General features: G+C 70.2%; 19 protein-coding genes and 4 tRNA genes. 10 read left to right on the plus strand and 13 right to left on the minus strand.

All coding sequences use genetic code 11. The annotated features are described in order from the left end of the window. Nucleotides 1–71: 71 nt before the first annotated feature. Nucleotides 72–971: a phosphoribosylaminoimidazolesuccinocarboxamide synthase gene (locus C6376_RS10670; RefSeq protein ID WP_107443204.1), complete on the plus strand. Its 900-nt coding sequence runs from the start codon at nt 72–74 to the stop codon at nt 969–971. A gap of 36 nt (nt 972–1,007) precedes the next feature. On the opposite strand, the gene C6376_RS10675 is transcribed toward C6376_RS10670, so the two are convergent. The 8 genes from C6376_RS10675 to C6376_RS10715 all read right to left on the minus strand — a co-directional run bounded on the left by C6376_RS10675 (nt 1,008) and on the right by C6376_RS10715 (nt 6,027). Next, nucleotides 1,008–1,083, minus strand: a tRNA-Gly gene (locus tag C6376_RS10675). 37 nt (nt 1,084–1,120) lie between these two features. Next, a complete protein-coding gene (locus tag C6376_RS10680; protein ID WP_107443205.1) occupies nt 1,121–1,729 on the minus strand; it encodes a response regulator transcription factor in 609 nt (202 codons plus the stop codon). Next, nucleotides 1,726–3,219, minus strand: coding sequence for a sensor histidine kinase (locus tag C6376_RS10690; RefSeq protein WP_254075903.1), 1,494 nt, complete (start codon nt 3,217–3,219; stop codon nt 1,726–1,728). Before C6376_RS10690 ends, C6376_RS10680 begins: the two co-directional genes overlap by 4 nt. Further along, nucleotides 3,201–3,944 carry an ABC transporter permease gene (locus tag C6376_RS10695; RefSeq protein ID WP_254076361.1) on the minus strand — a complete coding sequence of 248 codons (744 nt, stop codon included), beginning with the start codon at nt 3,942–3,944 and terminating at the stop codon, nt 3,201–3,203. The genes C6376_RS10690 and C6376_RS10695 overlap by 19 nt, the downstream gene beginning before the upstream one ends. Nucleotides 3,945–4,183: 239 nt before the next feature. Next, nucleotides 4,184–5,182, minus strand: a complete 999-nt coding sequence (locus C6376_RS10700; protein WP_107443207.1) for an ABC transporter ATP-binding protein — start codon at nt 5,180–5,182, stop codon at nt 4,184–4,186. A 165-nt stretch (nt 5,183–5,347) separates the two neighbouring features. Then, nucleotides 5,348–5,420: transfer RNA gene (locus C6376_RS10705), tRNA-Gly, on the minus strand. A gap of 80 nt (nt 5,421–5,500) precedes the next feature. Further along, nucleotides 5,501–5,572: transfer RNA gene (locus C6376_RS10710), tRNA-Gly, on the minus strand. A 137-nt stretch (nt 5,573–5,709) separates the two neighbouring features. Continuing rightward, on the minus strand, nt 5,710–6,027 hold the full coding sequence (locus C6376_RS10715) for an Lsr2 family protein (protein ID WP_107443208.1): 318 nt from the start codon (nt 6,025–6,027) through the stop codon (nt 5,710–5,712). Nucleotides 6,028–6,390: 363 nt separating this feature from the next. Here C6376_RS10715 and purS point away from each other — a divergent pair, with 363 nt between their 5' ends. Genes purS through purL form a run of 3 tightly spaced genes read left to right on the plus strand, consistent with a single transcriptional unit; the run spans nt 6,391 to nt 9,619 of the window. Next, complete coding sequence (gene purS / locus C6376_RS10720) at nt 6,391–6,663, plus strand: phosphoribosylformylglycinamidine synthase subunit PurS (protein ID WP_057576348.1); 273 nt, start codon at nt 6,391–6,393, stop codon at nt 6,661–6,663. Next, nucleotides 6,660–7,364, plus strand: a complete 705-nt coding sequence (gene purQ, locus C6376_RS10725) for a phosphoribosylformylglycinamidine synthase subunit PurQ (RefSeq protein WP_107443209.1) — start codon at nt 6,660–6,662, stop codon at nt 7,362–7,364. Before purS ends, purQ begins: the two co-directional genes overlap by 4 nt. After that, nucleotides 7,361–9,619, plus strand: a complete 2,259-nt coding sequence (purL, locus tag C6376_RS10730; protein ID WP_107443210.1) for a phosphoribosylformylglycinamidine synthase subunit PurL — start codon at nt 7,361–7,363, stop codon at nt 9,617–9,619. Before purQ ends, purL begins: the two co-directional genes overlap by 4 nt. Before the next feature lie 70 nt (nt 9,620–9,689). Here the strand turns inward: purL and C6376_RS10735 are convergent, their stop codons facing one another. Then, nucleotides 9,690–10,274, minus strand: coding sequence for a Uma2 family endonuclease (locus C6376_RS10735; protein ID WP_107443211.1), 585 nt, complete (start codon nt 10,272–10,274; stop codon nt 9,690–9,692). Nucleotides 10,275–10,433: 159 nt separating this feature from the next. Between C6376_RS10735 and C6376_RS10740 the strand changes: the two genes are divergently transcribed. The 4 genes from C6376_RS10740 (at nt 10,434) to purM (ending at nt 14,684) form a co-directional block, all read left to right on the plus strand. Continuing rightward, a complete protein-coding gene (locus C6376_RS10740; RefSeq protein WP_107443212.1) occupies nt 10,434–11,231 on the plus strand; it encodes a maleylpyruvate isomerase family mycothiol-dependent enzyme in 798 nt (265 codons plus the stop codon). Between the two features lie 92 nt (nt 11,232–11,323). Next, nucleotides 11,324–11,812, plus strand: coding sequence for an META domain-containing protein (locus C6376_RS10745; protein WP_107443213.1), 489 nt, complete (start codon nt 11,324–11,326; stop codon nt 11,810–11,812). 233 nt (nt 11,813–12,045) lie between these two features. Then, nucleotides 12,046–13,572 (plus strand): amidophosphoribosyltransferase, encoded by a 1,527-nt coding sequence (gene purF, locus C6376_RS10750; RefSeq protein WP_107443214.1) that lies wholly within the window; start codon nt 12,046–12,048, stop codon nt 13,570–13,572. Nucleotides 13,573–13,616: 44 nt separating this feature from the next. Further along, nucleotides 13,617–14,684, plus strand: coding sequence for a phosphoribosylformylglycinamidine cyclo-ligase (gene purM, locus C6376_RS10755; protein ID WP_107443215.1), 1,068 nt, complete (start codon nt 13,617–13,619; stop codon nt 14,682–14,684). A gap of 87 nt (nt 14,685–14,771) precedes the next feature. Here the strand turns inward: purM and C6376_RS10760 are convergent, their stop codons facing one another. Both C6376_RS10760 and C6376_RS10765 read right to left on the minus strand, forming a co-directional pair. After that, entirely contained in the window at nt 14,772–15,026 is a 255-nt protein-coding gene (locus C6376_RS10760) for a DUF3073 domain-containing protein (protein WP_057576334.1), read from the minus strand. Nucleotides 15,027–15,336: 310 nt separating this feature from the next. Next, on the minus strand, nt 15,337–16,440 hold the full coding sequence (locus C6376_RS10765; protein WP_107443216.1) for a Glu/Leu/Phe/Val dehydrogenase dimerization domain-containing protein: 1,104 nt from the start codon (nt 16,438–16,440) through the stop codon (nt 15,337–15,339). 189 nt (nt 16,441–16,629) lie between these two features. On the opposite strand from C6376_RS10765, the gene C6376_RS10770 reads away from it, so the two are divergent. After that, nucleotides 16,630–17,472, plus strand: a complete 843-nt coding sequence (locus C6376_RS10770) for a hypothetical protein (protein WP_107443217.1) — start codon at nt 16,630–16,632, stop codon at nt 17,470–17,472. A 581-nt stretch (nt 17,473–18,053) separates the two neighbouring features. Then, nucleotides 18,054–18,260 carry a developmental transcriptional regulator BldC gene (bldC, locus tag C6376_RS10775; RefSeq protein WP_003949541.1) on the plus strand — a complete coding sequence of 69 codons (207 nt, stop codon included), beginning with the start codon at nt 18,054–18,056 and terminating at the stop codon, nt 18,258–18,260. A 459-nt stretch (nt 18,261–18,719) separates the two neighbouring features. On the opposite strand, the gene C6376_RS10780 is transcribed toward bldC, so the two are convergent. Both C6376_RS10780 and C6376_RS10785 read right to left on the minus strand, forming a co-directional pair. Next, nucleotides 18,720–19,007 carry a DUF6274 family protein gene (locus tag C6376_RS10780; RefSeq protein ID WP_107443218.1) on the minus strand — a complete coding sequence of 96 codons (288 nt, stop codon included), beginning with the start codon at nt 19,005–19,007 and terminating at the stop codon, nt 18,720–18,722. Between the two features lie 209 nt (nt 19,008–19,216). Continuing rightward, a tRNA-Asp gene (locus C6376_RS10785) sits at nt 19,217–19,291 on the minus strand. Nucleotides 19,292–19,353 lie beyond the last annotated feature (62 nt).

The raw sequence follows: 19,353 nt of genomic DNA on the forward strand, positions 1-19,353 counted from the left end.
ACCCGCTGTCCTCGGCCGATCCCGATGTACGGGACAATCACCCCACTGAGACAGAACCACGGGGAGGAACCGTGTCCGGATTCGTAGAAAAGCCCGAACCCCTTCAGGTGCCGGGCCTGGTGCATCTGCACACCGGCAAGGTGCGCGAGCTGTACCAGAACGAGGCGGGCGACCTCGTGATGGTCGCCAGTGACCGCACGTCCGCCTTCGACTGGGTGCTGCCGACCGAGATCCCCGACAAGGGCCGCATCCTGACCCAGCTCTCCCTGTGGTGGTTCGACCAGTTCGCCGACCTGGTCCCGAACCACGTCCTCAGCACGGAGCTGCCCGCCGGCGCCCCCGCCGACTGGGCCGGTCGCACCCTGGTCTGCAAGTCGCTGCGGATGGTCCCCGTCGAGTGCGTGGCCCGCGGCTACCTCGCCGGCTCGGGCCTCGCCGAGTACAAGGTGTCGCGCACGGTCTGCGGGCTCGCCCTCCCCGAGGGCCTGGTCGACGGCAGCGAACTGCCCGCCCCGATCTTCACCCCGGCCACCAAGGCGGCCGTCGGCGAGCACGACGAGAACGTCTCCTACGAGGAGGTGGCCCGTCAGGTCGGCGCCGACACCGCCGCACAGCTCCGCCGGGCGACCCTCGCCGTCTACGGCCGAGCCCGTGACATCGCCCGGGAGCGGGGCGTCATCCTCGCCGACACCAAGTTCGAGTTCGGCTTCGAGGGCGAGAACCTGGTCATCGCCGACGAGGTCCTCACCCCGGACTCGTCCCGTTTCTGGCCGGCCGACCAGTGGCAGCCCGGACGCGCGCAGCCCTCGTACGACAAGCAGTTCGTGCGCGACTGGCTGACCTCCGCCGAGTCCGGCTGGGACCGGCACGGCGAGCAGCCCCCGCCGGCGCTGCCTCAGCACATCGTGGACGCGACCCGCGCGAAGTACGTCGAGGCCTACGAGCGCCTCACCGGCGTCGGCTGGGAGTGACGGAAAAGGCCCCGGTCGGTGACCGGGGCCTTTCGATGGAGCGGACGACGAGGCTCGAACTCGCGACCTCAACCTTGGCAAGGTTGCGCTCTACCAACTGAGCTACGTCCGCACTGCGCCGGCGTGAACGTGCCGTGGCGCGAGGCCAACTATACCCAACCCCGCTCCCGCGCGAGCCGCACCGCGGCGTGCCGGTTCTCCGCCCCGAGCTTGGAGACGGCCGACGACAGGTAGTTCCGTACGGTGCCCTGCGACAGTGCGGCCCGCTCGGCGATCTCCGCGACGGGCGCGCCGTCGGCGGCGAGTTCGAGCACCTCCGCCTCGCGCGAGGTCAGCGGCGAGTCGCCGGCGGAGATCGCGTCGGCGGCCAACTCCGGGTCGACGTAACGGTTCCCGGCGTGCACCGTGCGGATGATCTCCGCGAGCCGCTGGGCGCTCACCGTCTTGGGGACGAACCCGCGCACACCTGCCGCAAGCGCCCGCTTGAGATGCCCCGGCCGTCCGTGGCTGGTGACGATCAATGCCTGGCACCCCGGCAGCTCGGTGCGCAGGGATGTGGCGACCTTCACACCGTCCGCGCCCGGCATCTGCAGATCCAGGACGGCGACGTCGGGGCGGTGGGCCCGGGCCATCGCCAGCGCCTCCGGTCCGGTGGCCGCCTCGGCGACGATCAGCAGGTCGTCCTCCAGGGAGAGCAGCGCGGCCAAGGCGCCCCGGATGAGGTGCTCGTCGTCGGCGAGCAGCACCCGCACCGTCATGAAGTGACCTCTTTCACAGCACTCTTCCCGCTCAACGGCACCTGGGCGATCACCCGGTACCCGCCGCTCCCGACGAAGTCCGCCCGCAGGGTGCCGTCGACCCGGAGCAGCCGCTCCCGCAGCCCCGCGAGCCCCGACCCACCACGGCCCTCGACGCCGGGTCCCGTGCGGCTGCCGGAGCGCGTGCCGCCGCCGGAGCCGGAGCCGCTCCCGGGTCCCGTGCGGCTGCCGGGGACGCGGCTGTCCGCGCCGCCGGATCCGGATTCGTCACGGACGGTGTCGTGCCGGCCCGTGCCGCCGTGGGTGGTGTCCTGCCGGCCCGTGCCGTCCCGGACGGTGCCGTCCTGTTGTGTGTCCGGTGGGGCGTCCGGCCGGACACCGTCGTTCTCCACCGTGAGCACCACGTATTCGTCCGTCCTGCGCAGGGTCACCGAGCACCGCTCGGCGTCCCCGTGCCGCAGCACGTTCGTGGTGCTCTCCCGCACCACCCAGCCGAGCGCCGACTGCACCTCGGCGGGCAGCGCCCCGACGTCCCCGGTCACCTCGCACGCGATCCCGGCCGCCTCCAACACGCCCTGTGCTCCCGCGAGTTCGGCCGCCAGGTCGGCCTCCCGATAGCCCCGGACGACGGCACGCACCTCGCGCTGCGACTCCTGCGCGATGCGCTGCACCTCGATCATCTGCTCCACGGCGTCCGGCCGCCCGCGCCGGGCCAGCTGCACGGCCAGCTCGCTCTTCAGGGCGATCACCGCCAGGTTCCGCCCCATGACGTCGTGCAGATCCCGCCCGAACCGCAGCCGCTCCTCGGCGACGGCGAGCCGGGCCTCGACCTCGCGGGCCCGCTCCGCCTCCCAGAGCACGGACAGGTTCCAGGCGCCGCAGCGGCAGACCAGCAGCGAGAACAGCGCCCCGAACGCGGTGAGCACGCCGACCGCCAGGATGCCGGCGGGGGTCGGTGCGGTCCAGGCGAACGCGACCATGAGGACCACGGCGAGCACGGCGGACCTGCGCAGGAACACCGGGACGGGGGCGACGAGCCCGTACAGCAGTCCGAAGGGCAGCAACGCGGCCCCGACGAACAGCCTGACGCCCACGGCGTCGGTGTCGCCCAGCACGCCGAGCGCGAGGGCCAGCGCCAGTTCCAGGGCCAGCAGGGCGGCTGCGGGGCGCAGCGCGCGGGACGGCAGTTCGGCCCGGCCCAGGTAGTGGTCGAGCGCCGACCGGGTGAGCCGGTTCGTCTCCACGCACTGCAGGGCGCCCACGAGGAGCAGCGACCCGCCGAGCGCCAGCGGCAGGGGTCTGCGGTCGATCTCGCCCACCAGCGGCAGCGCCAGCCAGAACAGGGAGAAGCTCCAGGTCGTGACGTACCAGGTGAGCACGCTCTGCAGCTCGACCCGCTCCGCCTTGCTGCGTTCGCGCCAGTGGCGTCCGTGCCACCCTCGAATCCAGCCGAACACCGCGCCACCGTTCCTCAGCGTCTCGGCTCCCACCGGAACCACCGCCGTACAGCAAACACCGCGAGGACGGTCCAGGCCAGTACGGTCGCCAGGGCGCCGAGGGCCTCGTGGGCGGACAGGCTCCCGGTCCAGCCGCCCCGGATCAGGATGATCACCGGGGACAGCGGCAGCAGTTCGCAGACGGACGCGAGCCGGTCGGGGAGAAGTTCCAGCGGGACGGCCATCCCGGAGCCGGCCATCGACACCAGCACCAGCGGCGCCGTGGTGACCTGGGCGCTCTCCACGGTCCGGGTCAGGGCCGCGGTGAGCGCCGCGAGCGCCGCGCACATCACGAGCCCCGACAACAGCCCCAGGACGGCCGACTGGGGCGCCTTCGGGGCCGGTACGTCGAGCAGGACGGTGGAGCCGGCCACCAGCACCAGAGACTGCACCAGCCCCATGGTGAGGACCGGCAGCGCCGATCCGCACAGGATCTCGGCGTCCCTCAGCTCGCCGGTGCGCAGACGCTTCAGCACCAACTCCTCGCGCCGGGCGGTGAAGACGGACGACAGCGTCTGGTACACGCCGAACAGCAGCGAGAAGCCGATGGCGGCGGGCAGCAGGACCAGGCCGACGCTGAGTCCGACGTCCGCCACGTCCATGCCGTCGACCGCCGAGGCGAGGCCGACCGGCAGCACGAGCGGCACGAACAGGGCCAGGGCGAGCGTGCTCCTGCCGCGCCCGAGAAGCGTCAGCTCGGCCCGGCCGAGGGCGGCCATCCGGCCCAGGGGGGTGGTGTCCGCCCGCCCGCCGGCCCGACCGGCGGCGCCCTCCACGGTGGTCCCGCCCAGGCGGTTCCCGCCGCCCACCCCTCTCGTCCCGCTCATACCGCCCGTCCCGCCCACTCCACTCGTCCCGCTCACACTGCCTGTCCCGCCCACACTGCCTTTTCCATCGGCCCCGCTCACATCACCCGTCCCGTTGGTCCCGCGCGCCTCGCCCATGCCGTGCGTCCCTGTCATGCCGCGACCTCCGTACCCCGGTCGCGTCGGCCGCCGCGGCCGCCCGGGTGGCCCCGGTCGCCTTCGGGCTCGTCCGACGCCTCCCGGGCGATGCCGAGGAACGCCTCCTCCAGCGAGGCCGACCGCACGTCCAGCCGGCGCAGTCGCACCCCGGCCCGGTCGGCCCACACCAGCAGCCCGGTCGCCGTCCGCTGCAACTCCCGTGTGCGCAGCCGTACGACGCGACCGTCGACCTCGTGGCCGCACACGCCGAGCTCCCCCAACGGCGGCAGGTCGCCCACGAAGTACCCCTCGGGCAGCTCGAAGGCGATCCGGGAGGGCTGGGCTCCGGTCACCTCCGCGGGCGTTCCGGAGGCGGCGATGCGGCCCCGGTGCAGGATGGCCAGCCGGTCGGCGAGGTTCTCCGCCTCCTCCAGGTAGTGCGTGGTCAGCAGGACCGTCGTGCCGGCGTCGCGCAGCGCGCGCACCAGGTCCCAGGTGTCGCGCCGGCCCTCGGCGTCCAGGCCGGTGGTCGGCTCGTCGAGGAACAGGACCTCGGGGTCGCCGAGCACCGCGAGCGCCAGGTCGAGGCGTCGCCGCTCGCCCCCGGACAACTGCTTGACCCGGACGTCCGCCCGTTCGGCGAGTCCGACGAGCGCCAGCGCCTCCCCGGCCGGACGGGCGCCGCTCACGCAGCCGGCCCACATCCGCGCGGTCTCGGCGACTGTCAGTTCGGAGGGGAAGCCGCCCTCCTGGAGCATCACGCCGGTGCGCGGCCGTACGGCGGTCCGCTCGGTGTACGGGTCGTGCCCGAGAACCCTGATCCGGCCGCCGTCCGGACGCGCGAGCCCCTCCAGCAGTTCGACGGTCGACGTCTTCCCGGCCCCGTTGGTGCCCAGCAGCGCGAAGACCTCACCGCGGCGCACGTGGAAGGAGATTCCGCGGACCGCTTGGAACTCGCCCCCGTACACACGCCGGAGGCCGGTGACCTCGATCACGTGCTCATTCGTGTCCATGTCCCGAGCCTCCCCGCGAAGGGGAGGGCCCGGCAGTGCGAGGTGTCACCGGTGCGTATGACAAATGTCAGACGACCGCTGCGGCGCGCCCACGGCGATCCGGGCGCCGTAAGCACCCGGGCACACGAAAAGACCCCGGTCCAGTGGACCGGGGTCTGATTCCCGAGCGGACGACGAGGCTCGAACTCGCGACCTCAACCTTGGCAAGGTTGCGCTCTACCAACTGAGCTACGTCCGCATTGCCTCCGACCGGCTTTCACCGATCGGCGCGAGCACCAGCCTACCTGATCCACAAGCGTGGTCGGATCGGCGATGCGGAGCGGGTGACAGGAATTGCACACTGCGCCTTCCCCCTGGAAGGGGGATGTTCTACTACTGAACTACACCCGCGTGTACTCCGTGAGCTGGGCCTTTCGGCCTCGCCCGGCGGCGTGCTCCAGACTCTAGCCGACCGGGAGGGGTACAGCGCAAGTCGGTTCCCGCCGGGGGCGGGTGACCGGCCGTCGGCCCAGCACTCGGAGCGGAGTTCACTGTGCGTCGGTGAACGCCTCGTAGACCTTCTTGGGGATGCGGCCGCGGGCGGGCACGTCCATCTTGTTGGCCTGGGCCCAGGCGCGGACGGCTGCGGGGTCGGGGGCGACCTCCGTCTGCTTGTACGCCTTGCCGGACCTCGACCGCTTGCGGCCGGCGTCCACGTAGGGCGCGAGCGCCTTACGCAGTTTCTCGGCATTGCCTTCATTCAGGTCGATCTCGTACGACTTGCCGTCCAGCCCGAAGGCGATCGTTTCCGCCGCTTCCGAGCCGTCGATGTCGTCAAAGAGAGTGACCACGACCTTCTGCGCCACGAATATCGGTCCCTTCGTGCGACAGCTCTGCGGTGACGTGCCGAGACGCCACGGAGATGTCGACTGTTCGCCTGTTATGGGGCAAAGTATCGGCTATTGACAATTCATTTGTACAGTGCCCGGCATTGCAATGTGAAGCCCGACTAAATCTGTCCGCGTGTCCCGGGGCAATAGGGAACGCGGACGCACCCCGGATCTTTCCCTGAAATTTCCACGAAGGCACTGGTCCGATACCTGATCGTGATGGCGCTCACGTAGATTCCTACAACTCTACTCGCGTAGAAATTTTGTGCGGGTAGTCTGAAGACACCTGTTGGAGACACCTGCAGGAGCCTGCTCAGCACCACACCACCGGGAGTGCCAGTGGCACGCGTCGTAGTCGACGTCATGCTCAAGCCGGAGATCCTCGACCCCCAGGGCCAGGCGGTGCAGCGCGCACTGCCGCGGCTGGGTTTCGAAGGCATCTCCGACGTACGTCAGGGAAAGCGATTCGAACTGGAAGTTGACGGGCCGGTCGACGAGGCCGCCCTCGCCCGCATCCATGATCTTGCGGAATCCTTCCTCGCCAACACCGTGATCGAGGACTTCACCGTCCGGGTCGAGTCGGAAGAAGCCGTCGCGGGGGCCGCGAAGTGACCGCTCGTATTGGCGTCGTCACTTTTCCCGGCAGCCTCGACGACCGGGACACCCAGCGTGCGATCCGGCTCGCGGGCGCCGAGCCCGTCGCCCTCTGGCACAAGGACAAGAACCTCCACCAGGTCGACGCCGTGGTGCTGTGCGGAGGTTTCTCCTACGGCGACTATCTGCGGGCCGGCGCCATCGCGCGTTTCTCCCCCGTGATGGAGCCCCTCATCGAGCAGGCGAAGGCCGGCCTGCCGGTTCTCGGCATCTGCAACGGCTTCCAGATCCTCACCGAGGCCCACCTGCTGCCCGGCGCGATGCTCGGCAACGACCACCTCCACTTCATCTGCCGCGACCAGAAGCTGCGGGTGGAGAACGCGGAGACCGCCTGGACCACCGACTACACGGCCGGCCAGGAGATCCACATCCCGCTGAAGAACATGGACGGCCGGTACGTCGCCGACGAGCGCACGCTCGACGAGCTGGAGGCCGAGGGCCGGGTCGCCTTCCGTTACCTGGCCCGCGACGGAGTCGCCGATGAACGGGGTAACCCCAACGGCTCGCTCCGTGACATCGCCGGCATCACGAACGAGACCGGCAACGTCGTGGGCCTGATGCCGCACCCGGAGCACGCCGTCGAACCCCTCATCGGGTCCGGCCGCACCGACGGTCTGCCGTTCTTCACCTCGATCCTCAAGAAGCTGGTCAACGCATGAGCCGGACGCCTCTGGACACGGTCGAGCACGCGACCGAGACCCCCGACGTCGAGCTGCCCTGGGCCGAGCTCGGCCTGAAGAAGGACGAGTACGAGCGGGTCGTGGAGATCCTCGGCCGCCGGCCCACCGGCGCCGAGCTCGCCATGTACTCCGTGATGTGGTCCGAGCACTGCTCGTACAAGTCCTCCAAGGTGCACCTCCGCCAGTTCGGCGAGAAGGCCCCCCAGTCCGACGCCCTGCTCGTGGGCATCGGTGAGAACGCGGGCGTCGTCGACGTCGGCCAGGGCTACGCGGTCACCTTCAAGGTCGAGTCGCACAACCACCCCTCGTACGTCGAGCCCTACCAGGGTGCGGCCACGGGCGTCGGCGGCATCGTCCGCGACATCATCGCGATGGGCGCGCGCCCGGTCGCGGTCGTGGACCCGCTGCGCTTCGGCGCCGCCGACCACCCCGACACCAAGCGCGTCCTGCCGGGCGTGGTCGCGGGCATCGGCGGCTACGGCAACTGCCTGGGCCTGCCGAACATCGGCGGCGAGGTCGTCTTCGACGCCTGCTACCAGGGCAACCCGCTGGTCAACGCCGGCGCCATCGGTGTGATGCGGCACGAGGACATCCACCTCGCGAAGGCCTCCGGCGCGGGCAACAAGGTCATCCTCTACGGGGCCCGCACGGGCGGCGACGGCATCGGCGGCGCGTCGATCCTGGCCTCCGAGACCTTCGACGACGCCAAGCCGTCGAAGCGTCCGGCCGTACAGGTCGGCGACCCGTTCCAGGAGAAGCTCCTCATCGAGTGCACCCTGGAGGCCTTCAAGGAGAAGCTGGTCGTCGGCATCCAGGACCTCGGCGCGGCCGGCCTCTCCTGCGCCACGTCCGAGCTCGCCTCCAACGGCTCCGGCGGCATGCGCGTCACGCTGGACGACGTACCGCTGCGCGACTCCACGCTCTCGCCCGAGGAAATCCTCATGAGCGAGTCGCAGGAACGCATGTGCGCGGTCGTCGAGCCGGCGAAGGTCGACCGGTTCCTCGAGATCTGCGACAAGTGGGACGTCATCGCCACCGTCATCGGCGAGGTGACCGACGGCGACCGCCTCGAGATCTTCTGGCACGGCGGCAAGATCGTCGACGTGGACCCGCGCACCGTCGCCCACGACGGCCCGGTCTACGAGCGTCCCTACGCCCGCCCGGACTGGCAGGACGCCCTCCAGGCCGACGACGCGAACAAGCTGCCGAGGCCGACGACGGGCGAGGAGCTGAAGGACCAGGTCCTGAAGCTGGTGTCCTCCCCGAACCAGGCCTCCAAGAAGTGGATCACCTCGCAGTACGACCACTTCGTGCAGGGCAACACCGTCCTCGCGCAGCCCGAGGACTCGGGCATGATCCGGATCGACGAGGAGACCGGCCTCGGCGTCGCCATCGCGACCGACGGCAACGGCCGGTACGCCAAGCTCGACCCGTACGCGGGCGCGCAGCTGGCGCTCTCCGAGGCGTACCGCAACGTGGCGACGACCGGCGCCAAGCCGCTCGCCGTCTCCGACTGCCTGAACTTCGGCTCTCCCGAGGACCCGGCGGTGATGTGGCAGTTCGCGGAGGCCATCCGCGGCCTGGCCGACGCCTGCCAGCAGCTCGGCACCCCGGTGACCGGCGGCAACGTCTCCCTCTACAACCAGACCGGCGAGGCGGCCATCCACCCGACCCCCGTGGTCGCGGTGCTGGGCGTCATCGACGACGTGGCGCGGCGCACGCCGGTCGCCTTCCAGGAGGAGGGCCAGCTGCTCTACCTCCTCGGCGACACCCGCGAGGAGTTCGGCGGCTCGGCCTGGTCCCAGGTCGTCCACGACCACCTCGGCGGCCTGCCCCCGAAGGTCGACCTGGAGCGGGAGCGGCTGCTCGCCGAGATCCTGATCTCCGCCTCCCGCGACGGAATGATCGACTCCGCGCACGACCTGTCGGACGGCGGTCTGATCCAGGCGGTCGTCGAGTCGGCGCTGCTCGGCGGCAAGGGCGCGCGGCTGGTCGTCCCGGACGGGCTGGACGCGTTCACGCTCCTGTTCTCCGAGTCGGCGGGCCGTGCCGTGGTGGCCGTCCCGCGGTCCGAGGAACTCCGCTTCAACGACATGTGCGGGGCGCGCGGTCTGCCCGTCACCCGCATCGGCGTCGTGGACGGCGACACGGTCGAGCTCCAGGGCGAGTTCGAACTGCCCCTGGAGGAGCTGCGCGAGGCCCATGAGGGGACGATCCCGGGGCTGCTCGCGTAGGCGGTCGTACGACGGTGAAGGCCCCACCGGATCACGTTGCCGGGCGGGGCCTTCTCGGCTTGTCGGGCGTTCAGCGGACGTAGTTCTTGAGGATCTCCGTGTCGAGCTCGACGTTCATCGGACCGGGGATGCACACCTTCTCGCCGAACTTCGAGGTCTCGATGGTGCGGTAGCCGCCGACCTGCCGGTCCGGGTTGCTGTGCACCGTGACCGTGCAGGAGTCCCGGTCGACAAGGAGGTACAGGGGGATCCCGGCCTGCCCGTACGCGGTCGGCTTCTCGTGCCGGTCCCGTCGGTCGGTGTCCGAGTCGTACGAGGTGACTTCGACGACCATGAGCGCGCCGTCCGGGTCGGCCCACTCGCCCTGGCCCGCAAAGTGGGCCTCTGGTACGAGCACCGCGTCCGGTTTCACCCTGCCTTCCCGATATGCCTCCACCCTGAGCCCTCGGCCCTGGTACAGGTCCAGGTCAGGCCTGGTCTGCATGCAGCGCCGGGCCAGCCAGGTGACGATGGTGTCGTGGTCTCCGTCCGCCACCTTCTTGACTCCGATCCGTCCGTTGATGAATTCCAACGTGACGGTCTCGGGAGCGGCGGAGGCGATCGTTTCGAACTCCTCCACCGACATCTGAGACGTGCGCTCGGCCATAACCGTCATGTTGCACCCCCTTCCAGGCGAAGGCCAGCGTTGTCCGGGCCCGGCGTCGCGGGGCGGCTTTCGCCGTCCAGCACACTCACGGGTGATCGACCTGGGCCTTCTGATCCGTGTGCGTCCGGCCGATGCAGGCCTTGCATCACAAGGCATAGGCTCGCCGTCATGCCTCCGGCCAAGAAGCGCGCCCGCACCTACGACCCCGCCAAAACCCGGTCCGCGGTGACGGCCCAGTTCGGGAACGTGCGACGTGCCGTGGGAACCCTCACGCCCGAGCAGCTCGCACTGCCCACGCGGCTGCCGGGATGGACCGTGCGGGAGCTGGCCGCGCACGTGACCATGGCGGTGGAGACCGTCAGCCGCAACATCGAGCGGGACGAACCCGCGAAGGCGGAGCTCACCCTCCTGGAGTGGCCGTTCGCCACCGCCGCCCGCGCCGCCGAGATCGGCGAGCGCACCCGGGAGCTCGCCGCGGCCGACCCCGATCTGGACGTCCTCTACGCCCGCACCGGGGAGCGCTTCGCCGCCGCCCTCGCCGCCGTCCCCGGCGACCGGCTGCTGGCGACCCGCACCGGCGCCATGAGCCTGGCCGACTACCTCGTCACCCGCACCGTCGAGCTGGCCGTGCACACCGACGACCTGAACGCGGCCGTCCCCGGTCTGGACGTCCCGTACGACCGCCAGGCGCTCGCCGCCGCCACCCGGCTCCTCGCCGACGCCCTCGCCGCCAAGGCACCCGGCGGCGCGACCGAGGTGCGGATCCCGCCGTACGCCGTCGTGCAGTGCGTCGAGGGCCCCCGGCACACCCGGGGCACCCCGCCCAACGTCGTGGAGACCGACCCGCTGACCTGGATCCGGCTGGCCACCGGCCGGGTGACCTGGGAGGACGCCGTCCAGCAGGCGAAGGTCGCGGCGAGCGGCGAGCGGGCGGACCTCGCGGCGCTGCTCCCCCTGATGGGCTGAACCCGGTGCCGGTGCCGGTGCCGGTGCCAGCGCCGGTGCGGTGGCCCTGGCCGGGACGGAACCGACCACCCCACCTGCCCCGTCGAACCGGTATGTCCAGGCAGAGGCACAGCCCCACGCACGCGCACCCGTACCGGCGCCGCACGGCGTTGACCGCCGCCGTCCTGCTCGTCCCGCTCGCCGCGGCCTGCGGAGGCGAGAAGGCGGGCGGCGAGCAGCCCGGCAGCGGCGAGGTGCGCGCCGAACAGCCCGTCACCGGGGTCAGGTGGAACGTCGACAGCGTCACCGTCGACGGGGCCGTCCAGCGCGCCCCTTCCGGCGCGTACGTCGAGATCGAGGACGGGAAGGCGGCCGGCAACTACGGCTGCAACCACTTCACCGCGAAAGCCGCCGTCCAGGGCGACCGCGTCCGGTTCAGCGACGCGCGGTCGACGAGGATGGCCTGCGAGAAACAGCCCATGGCGTTCGAGCGCACACTGGCCGGCACGCTCGCCGACGGGACCCTCACCGCCGAGGTCGACGGCGCCACGCTGACCCTCGGCACCACCGACGGCGACCAGGTCCGACTGACCAGGAAATGAGACCAGGCCGGCGCCCACCACCCCTATTGGTGTGCGACAGCTCACTCATGCCCGCGCATCAGGTGCCCACCGGGTCGCTCCGATGGTCCACCCGATCCCCGAGTGGATCACCGAATCTCGTCCCTGACCTGTGGAAACGCCTTGACCGCGGTCGTCGCGGCCATCCGGTGATCCAGTTACCGGCGGGTATCCCCAATTCGGACCAGTGGTCGATCTCGCCTACACTCGGTGGCGTGCCACGTGGTGACGGTCGACTCAGTCATGATCTGCTCCCCGGTGAGAAGGGCCCCCAGGACGCCTGCGGCGTCTTCGGTGTCTGGGCTCCCGGTGAAGAGGTCGCCAAGCTCACTTACTTCGGGCTCTACGCCCTACAGCATCGAGGTCAGGAATCCGCGGGGATCGCGGTCAGCAACGGTTCGCAGATCCTCGTCTTCAAGGACATGGGCCTGGTGTCCCAGGTCTTCGACGAGACCTCACTCGGTTCGCTCCAGGGTCATATCGCGGTCGGTCACGCCCGCTACTCGACCACCGGCGCCTCCGTGTGGGAGAACGCCCAGCCGACGTTCCGCGCCACCGCGCACGGTTCGATCGCGCTCGGTCACAACGGAAACCTCGTCAACACCGCCCAGCTCGCCGAGATGGTCGCCGACCTGCCCAAGCAGGAGGGCCGCACCCCGCGCGTCGCGGCGACCAACGACACCGACCTGCTCACCGCGCTCCTCGCGGCCCAGGTCGACGAGGGCGGCAAGCCGCTGACCATCGAGGAGGCCGCCCATCAGGTCCTCCCGCAGGTCAAGGGCGCCTTCTCGCTCGTCTTCATGGACGAGCACACGCTCTACGCGGGCCGCGACCCCCAGGGCATCCGCCCGCTGGTCCTCGGCCGGCTCGAGCGCGGCTGGGTGGTCGCCTCCGAGTCCGCCGCGCTCGACATCTGCGGGGCGAGCTACGTCCGCGAGATCGAGCCGGGCGAGTTCGTCGCCATCGACGAGAACGGCCTGCGGACCTCCCGGTTCGCGGAAGCGAAGCCCAAGGGCTGTGTCTTCGAGTACGTGTACCTGGCTCGTCCGGACACCGACATCGCCGGGCGCAACGTGTACCTCTCCCGTGTGGAGATGGGCCGCAAGCTCGCCAAGGAAGCGCCGGTCGACGCCGATCTCGTCATAGCGACACCGGAGTCCGGCACCCCCGCCGCCATCGGCTACGCCGAGGCGTCGGGCATCCCCTTCGGCGCGGGCCTGGTGAAGAACGCCTACGTCGGCCGGACGTTCATCCAGCCCTCGCAGACGATCCGCCAGCTGGGCATCCGCCTGAAGCTGAACCCGCTCAAGGAAGTCATCAAGGGCAAGCGCCTGGTCGTCGTCGACGACTCGATCGTGCGCGGCAACACCCAGCGGGCCCTGGTCCGCATGCTCCGCGAGGCGGGCGCGGCCGAGGTGCACATCCGCATCTCCTCGCCGCCCGTGAAGTGGCCGTGCTTCTTCGGCATCGACTTCGCCACGCGCGCGGAGCTGATCGCCAACGGCATGACCATCGACGAGATCGGCACCTCCCTGGGCGCCGACTCGCTCTCGTACATCTCCATCGAAGGCATGATCGAGGCGACCACCATCGCCAAGCCGAACCTCTGCCGCGCCTGCTTCGACGGCGAGTACCCGATGGAGCTCCCCGATCCCGAGCTGCTCGGCAAGCAGCTCCTGGAGACGGAGCTGGCCGCCGGTCCGGCCGCCACGGCCGCGGCCGACGCGATCCGCCGTCCGTAGACAGCCCGTCACACCCGCCGTACGACACGAAAGTTCTCACCGTCATGTCTGAGACAACTGGTGCCAGCTACGCAGCTGCGGGCGTCGACATCGAAGCCGGCGACCGCGCCGTGGAGCTGATGAAGGAGTGGGTGAAGAAGACGCAGCGCCCCGAGGTCCTGGGCGGCCTCGGCGGTTTCGCCGGCCTCTTCGACGCCTCCGCCCTCAAGCGCTTCGAGCGCCCCCTGCTCGCCTCCGCCACGGACGGCGTCGGCACCAAGGTCGACATCGCGCGCCGGCTCGGCGTGTTCGACACCATCGGCCACGACCTGGTCGCGATGGTCATGGACGACATCGTGGTGTGCGGCGCCGAACCGCTGTTCATGACCGACTACATCTGCGTCGGCAAGGTCCACCCCGAGCGGGTCGCCGCCATCGTCAAGGGCATCGCCGAGGGCTGTGTGCTCGCCGGCTGCGCCCTGGTCGGCGGCGAGACGGCCGAGCACCCGGGTCTCCTCGGCGAGGACGACTTCGACGTCGCCGGCGCCGGCACGGGCGTCGTGGAGGCCGACCGGCTGCTCGGCCCGGATCGCATCCGTACGGGTGACGCGGTGATCGCCATGGCGGCCTCCGGCCTTCACTCGAACGGGTACTCGCTGGTCCGGCACGTCCTGCTGAACGAGGCCGGCCTGTCGCTGGAGGCGCGGATCGACGAGCTCGGCCGCACCCTCGGCGAGGAGCTCCTGGAGCCCACCAAGATCTACTCGCTGGACTGTCTGGCCCTCACCCGCACCACGGACGTGCACGCCTTCTCGCACATCACCGGAGGCGGCCTCGCGGCCAACCTGGCCCGCGTGATCCCGGACGGGCTGCACGCCGTCGTGGACCGCTCCACCTGGACCCCGGCCCCGATCTTCGACCTGGTCGGCAGGACCGGTTCGGTCGAGCGCCTGGAGCTGGAGAAGACCCTCAACATGGGCGTCGGCATGATGGCGATCGTGCCCGAGGAGTCGGCGGACGTCGCGCTCGCGACGCTGGCCGACCGCGGCGTCGAGGCCTGGATCGCCGGCGAGATCACCGAGCGCGCCGAGCACCCGACCGGCGCGGAGCTGGTCGGGGACTACGCCGCGTAGGACCGCCGGACGGCGGGTGGCCACGCAGGCAGCACAAGACCCGGTCGGTGACCGAAGTCACCGACCGGGTGAGTGCTCAGTACAAGGTCAAGCGCCGCGACGGTGTTGCGAGGAGTCCTCGCCGTCATCCTCGTCGTCGTCCCCGTACAGCTCGGCGTACCGTGCGTACGGGTCGTCGTCTTGCTCATCGTCATCATCCTCGAACGGTTGACCGTTCGGCGGAATGTTCGATGGCGATGCGCCCAGCTCTTCGGCCAGGCGCGAGAGATCCGTCCCGCCGCTGTTGTACTTCAGCTGGCGGGCGACCTTCGCTTGCTTGGCCTTGGCCCGGCCGCGCCCCATGGCTCGACCCCCTCAACGACGGGGCTCGACGGCCCCAGGTTGACACGCGTTCATGATCCAGGACGGCCTCTCCATGGAGAGCCCGTCGTAGGGCTCCCACGGTACCTGAGCCCACGCCCGTACGGTACGTCGCCCGTACCACGCGCGTGTGCGCAGCACCCTTCGAGCGCCCCGTCCTCGCTGGTCAGTGGCGATTTTAACCACTTATCGGCGGGCGACCCGCCGGGAGGAGTGAGAGTTCTCTCTAACTTTCCACCGGCCGGTACCGCCGAAACCCCCGGACGGGACGCCCTGAGGCCCCGCCGGAAGATCACCAGCCGCGCGCCCGAGCCGCCTCGTGCATCCGCTGCTCGGCGATCCGGTCGGCCGCCGCGGCCGGCGGAATCCCGTCCTCCTTCGCACGTGCGAAGATTCCGAGTGTGGTGTCGAAGATCTTCGCCGCCTTCGCCCTGCACCGGTCGAAGTCGAAGCCGTGCAGTTCGTCGGCGACCTGGATGACCCCGCCGGCGTTCACCACGTAGTCCGGCGCGTAGAGGATCCCGCGGTCGGCGAGGTCCTTCTCCACGCCCGGATGGGCGAGCTGGTTGTTGGCCGCGCCGCAGACGATTCTCGCCGTCAGCACCGGCACCGAGTCGTCGTCGAGCGCCCCGCCGAGAGCGCAGGGTGCGTAGATGTCGAGACCCTCGACCCGGATCAGCGCCTCGGTGTCCGCGACGGCCGTCACGCCCTCCGGGTGCTGCTCGAGGATCCTGCGCACCGCGTCCGCGCGGACGTCCGTGATCACGACCTGGGCGCCCTCCTCGCGCAGATGCCGGACGAGGTGGTGGCCGACCTTGCCGACGCCCGCGATGCCGACGGTGCGGCCGCGCAGCGACGGGTCGCCCCACAGGTGCTGTGCGGAGGCCCGCATGCCCTGGTAGACGCCGAAGGCGGTCAGTACGGAGGAGTCGCCCGCGCCGCCGTTCTCCGGCGAGCGCCCGGTCGTCCAGCGGCACTCGCGCGCCACGACGTCCATGTCGGCGACATAGGTGCCGACGTCGCAGGCGGTCACATAGCGACCGCCGAGGGAAGCCACGAAACGGCCGTACGCGAGCAGCAGCTCCTCGGACTTGATCGTGTCGGGATCACCGATGATCACAGCCTTGCCGCCGCCGTGGTCCAGCCCGGCCATGGCGTTCTTGTACGACATCCCGCGCGCGAGGTTCAGCGCGTCGGCGACGGCCTCCGCCTCGGTCGCGTACGGATAGAAGCGGGTGCCGCCGAGGGCGGGGCCCAGAGCGGTGGAATGCAGGGCGATGACGGCCTTGAGGCCGCTCGCACGGTCCTGGCAGAGCACGACTTGCTCATGGCCACCCTGGTCCGAGTGGAACAGGGTGCGCAGTACATCAGCAGGTGCGCCGGATACGTCGGTCACTGTGGTGACTCCCGGGTAACTAGCGGCGGTCGGGGCACAGGCACCGTAAGGGTGGCGGGACCTGTGTTCTGAGCGTAGAGCCTGCACGGCCCGCCGATCTCGCAGTGCGTGGGATCACCTTCTCGCGGCGTGCCGCCGTGGGACGATTCGCAGGGGTTTCCCCGTCGGCCGAAGGGGGAGGGAGCAGGCGTGCCCAAGGTGTCCTCGGTGATCGTTCCGTACGCGGTCTATCTGCGCGTGTACGAGCCGCTGGCGGCTTTCCCCGAGCCCGAGCGCACCCACTGGGCCCGCTACGCCCGCCGCCCCGACCTGCCCTCCTACCAGGACGAGCTGCGCCGCTCGCTGGCCGGCCTGCTGCCCACCCCGCCGGTCGCGGCACCGGTGCAGGAGAGCGGCGACGCGTTCGTGACCGAGGTGGACGGCGTGCTCTGCGTCTGCCCCTGGCGCACCCGGCTGCGCGGCTGGCTGGCGCTGGCGGAACTCGACGAGGAACTGCCCCGGCCGGTTCTGGAGGCGGCGCTCCCCGAGGTGGTGCGCCTGCAGGCCGCCCAGGACCACGAACGCTGGCTGGAGAGCAACCCCGACGCCCGCCCGTGGATCCGCATGGCGGTCTGGCAGGTGCCGCTCCACTGGTTCGTGCTGGTCTCCGACGAGGAGCGCGCGTACGAGAAGGGGACCGGGGAGGTCGCCCCGGTGCTGCGCTACCGCACACCGATGGTGCAGGCGCGCCGCCGGGTGGCCCGCTCGCTGCGCACGCTGAAGGACTCCATGGACGAGGGGCCGCTCGTGGAGGGTCTGCTGGACGTGGGCCGCTGGCTGGAGGAGTTCCATCCGCGTTCGCTTGTGGAACTGGATTACGGCGGTCTCGTGCACGTGCTTCCGGCCGGTGATCTCGAGGACGATCACTCGGCGAGGGACGTGGCCGAGGGCATCGAGGCGCTGCGGACCGGGGACGGCGCGGCGGCCGGTGAGGCGTACGCGCGGCTCGTCGAGCGGTGGCGGTCGGTACGGGACCGGCGTTCGGCGAACTGACCGGGCTGTGAACCGGCCGAGCCGTGAACTGACGGTGTGACAGATACGACAACGCTGTCATAAGTGACGTACGTCACGGCCGTGCGGAGGCCGAACAGCGTACGGTCGGCGGCACTTCACGGAACTGACGGGACGTAGGTCCCGATCCGGGCTTTTGTCGCAAGGGTGATGGAGCGCACGTACACGGCCCTTGCGCCGGTTGCCCCTCCTCGTGCCAAAATAGGACAAGGAGTCCGGGGAGGACTCCGTCCGCCTACTTATGTTCCATCGTGGGGGGAATCTCGGTATTGCGTGCTTTGCGGGGCCTGGCGGCTCGCGATCACCCTGTGACTGATCGTCACAGTGGTGTGACTGTCCGCTATGGCATGGTCCATCGGCTTCCGTCGCCGATGAACACCTGGGGGGCAATTCCATCGGTTTGGCCGACGCGGCTGGACGGATGGTGTAGTTGTAGTGCCGAGGACAAGCCGTTCGTCCTATAACCGACTCGACCCGCATCCGCCATTTCGGGCAACGCGGGTCAAGGTGCAGAATTTAGAGGAAAGAACCGAGAACGATCGGTTCTCCCGAGGAGGCCGCTCATGACCGCTCGCACCCCTGATGCTGAGCCGCTGCTGACCCCGGCTGAGGTCGCCACGATGTTCCGCGTCGACCCCAAGACGGTCACGCGGTGGGCGAAGGCCGGCAAGCTCACGTCGATCCGCACGCTCGGCGGGCATCGCCGTTATCGCGAGGCTGAGGTCCGCGCACTGCTCGCGGGTATCCCGCAGCAGCGCAGCGAGGCCTGACAACCGCATATCGGGCAATCCGTCAGGTTCCCCCACCTGAGCGCACGCCCGAGAACTGGCATCAAGCGACGTGGGTCCTGCCCCAACAGGCCCCGCATCCCTAGGGAAACGTCGTCGATCGCGCCGGACTCCGCCGAGTCCGGCGCGATCTTTTTTGTGCGCTCGAGCGCACTTGGGGTCGCTCCCCGGGTGGTATCAAGTGGCTCTGTGAGCGACCTTGTCGGAGTCTGGGGAGGCTCTGGGAGGGTTCCGGGGGGCATCCTCCGGAGTGGTGCAATTGCACATATTAAATTGACCAGTTGTAGGAGCGTGGTAAGAACCCGGGTTTTCAAAACTCATGCAGTGACACCCGTCACATACCAAAGGGCTTGTTACCGGTGAGTCACGTGCGCTAGTAGACGATTGAACTTCACTGTGCCACAGGAGTCCGGTTGTGGGTACGGTCCGCGGCTCGCCGCGTCACACCGGGTGGGCATCGGGGGCGCCCTTCGGGTCGGTCGCGGGTGGGGTGTGGGCCGGGTGCGCGGCGCCGGCCGCGTCCGTGCCGCGGCGGGAGGGGCTCTCGTCCTCGACGGGCCCCGGAGCGGCCCCTTCGAGGGCCTGGGCGCCCCAAGGCGCGCCGTCCATCGCCAGTTTCAGCAAGCGGTGGCAGATCGGGCAGTGCCGGGTCAGGTGCCGGTAGGACGACGCGGCCGACAGGTGCGCGCGGAGCAGGGCCCGCGTCTCGTGCCTGACCGATGCCGTCATGCCCCACCTCCACGCGGGCGCCGCGGGGAACGGGCCCTGAGTTCTGGGGTACCGGCCGAATGTGACGCCGTCAAGGGCGTCGCCGGGCGCTCGCCGCGGCACAGGGGCACGCGGCACGCCCGTGGGGCACGCGGAACGCCCGTGGGGGACGCGAAAGGTTCTCGGGGGAACGCGAAAGAGCCCGGATCCGAAGATCCGGGCTCTCACTGCGGTCCTGACGGGATTTGAACCCGCGGCCTCCACCTTGACAGGGTGGCGAGCACTCCAAACTGCTCCACAGGACCTTGCTTTTGCGGCACTTGATGTTGCGTTGCGCTGCGAGAAGGACTGTACAGGAGGGTGAGCC

It is taken from the genome of Streptomyces sp. P3, from assembly GCF_003032475.1.
Taxonomy (GTDB): Bacteria; Actinomycetota; Actinomycetes; order Streptomycetales; family Streptomycetaceae; genus Streptomyces.

Bases quoted from the DNA above. Each gene is read 5' to 3' on its own strand.
- C6376_RS10680 (WP_107443205.1), bottom strand. From the start codon at position 1,729: ATGACGGTGCGGGTGCTGCTCGCCGACGACGAGCACCTCATCCGGGGC.
- C6376_RS10695 (WP_254076361.1), bottom strand. From the start codon at position 3,944: ATGGCCGCCCTCGGCCGGGCCGAGCTGACGCTTCTCGGGCGCGGCAGG.
- C6376_RS10700 (WP_107443207.1), bottom strand. From the start codon at position 5,182: ATGGACACGAATGAGCACGTGATCGAGGTCACCGGCCTCCGGCGTGTG.
- purL (WP_107443210.1), top strand. From the start codon at position 7,361: ATGAGCCGGACGCCTCTGGACACGGTCGAGCACGCGACCGAGACCCCC.
- C6376_RS10735 (WP_107443211.1), bottom strand. From the start codon at position 10,274: ATGACGGTTATGGCCGAGCGCACGTCTCAGATGTCGGTGGAGGAGTTC.
- C6376_RS10740 (WP_107443212.1), top strand. From the start codon at position 10,434: ATGCCTCCGGCCAAGAAGCGCGCCCGCACCTACGACCCCGCCAAAACC.
- C6376_RS10745 (WP_107443213.1), top strand. From the start codon at position 11,324: ATGTCCAGGCAGAGGCACAGCCCCACGCACGCGCACCCGTACCGGCGC.
- purM (WP_107443215.1), top strand. From the start codon at position 13,617: ATGTCTGAGACAACTGGTGCCAGCTACGCAGCTGCGGGCGTCGACATC.
- C6376_RS10760 (WP_057576334.1), bottom strand. From the start codon at position 15,026: ATGGGGCGCGGCCGGGCCAAGGCCAAGCAAGCGAAGGTCGCCCGCCAG.
- bldC (WP_003949541.1), top strand. From the start codon at position 18,054: ATGACCGCTCGCACCCCTGATGCTGAGCCGCTGCTGACCCCGGCTGAG.
- C6376_RS10780 (WP_107443218.1), bottom strand. From the start codon at position 19,007: ATGACGGCATCGGTCAGGCACGAGACGCGGGCCCTGCTCCGCGCGCAC.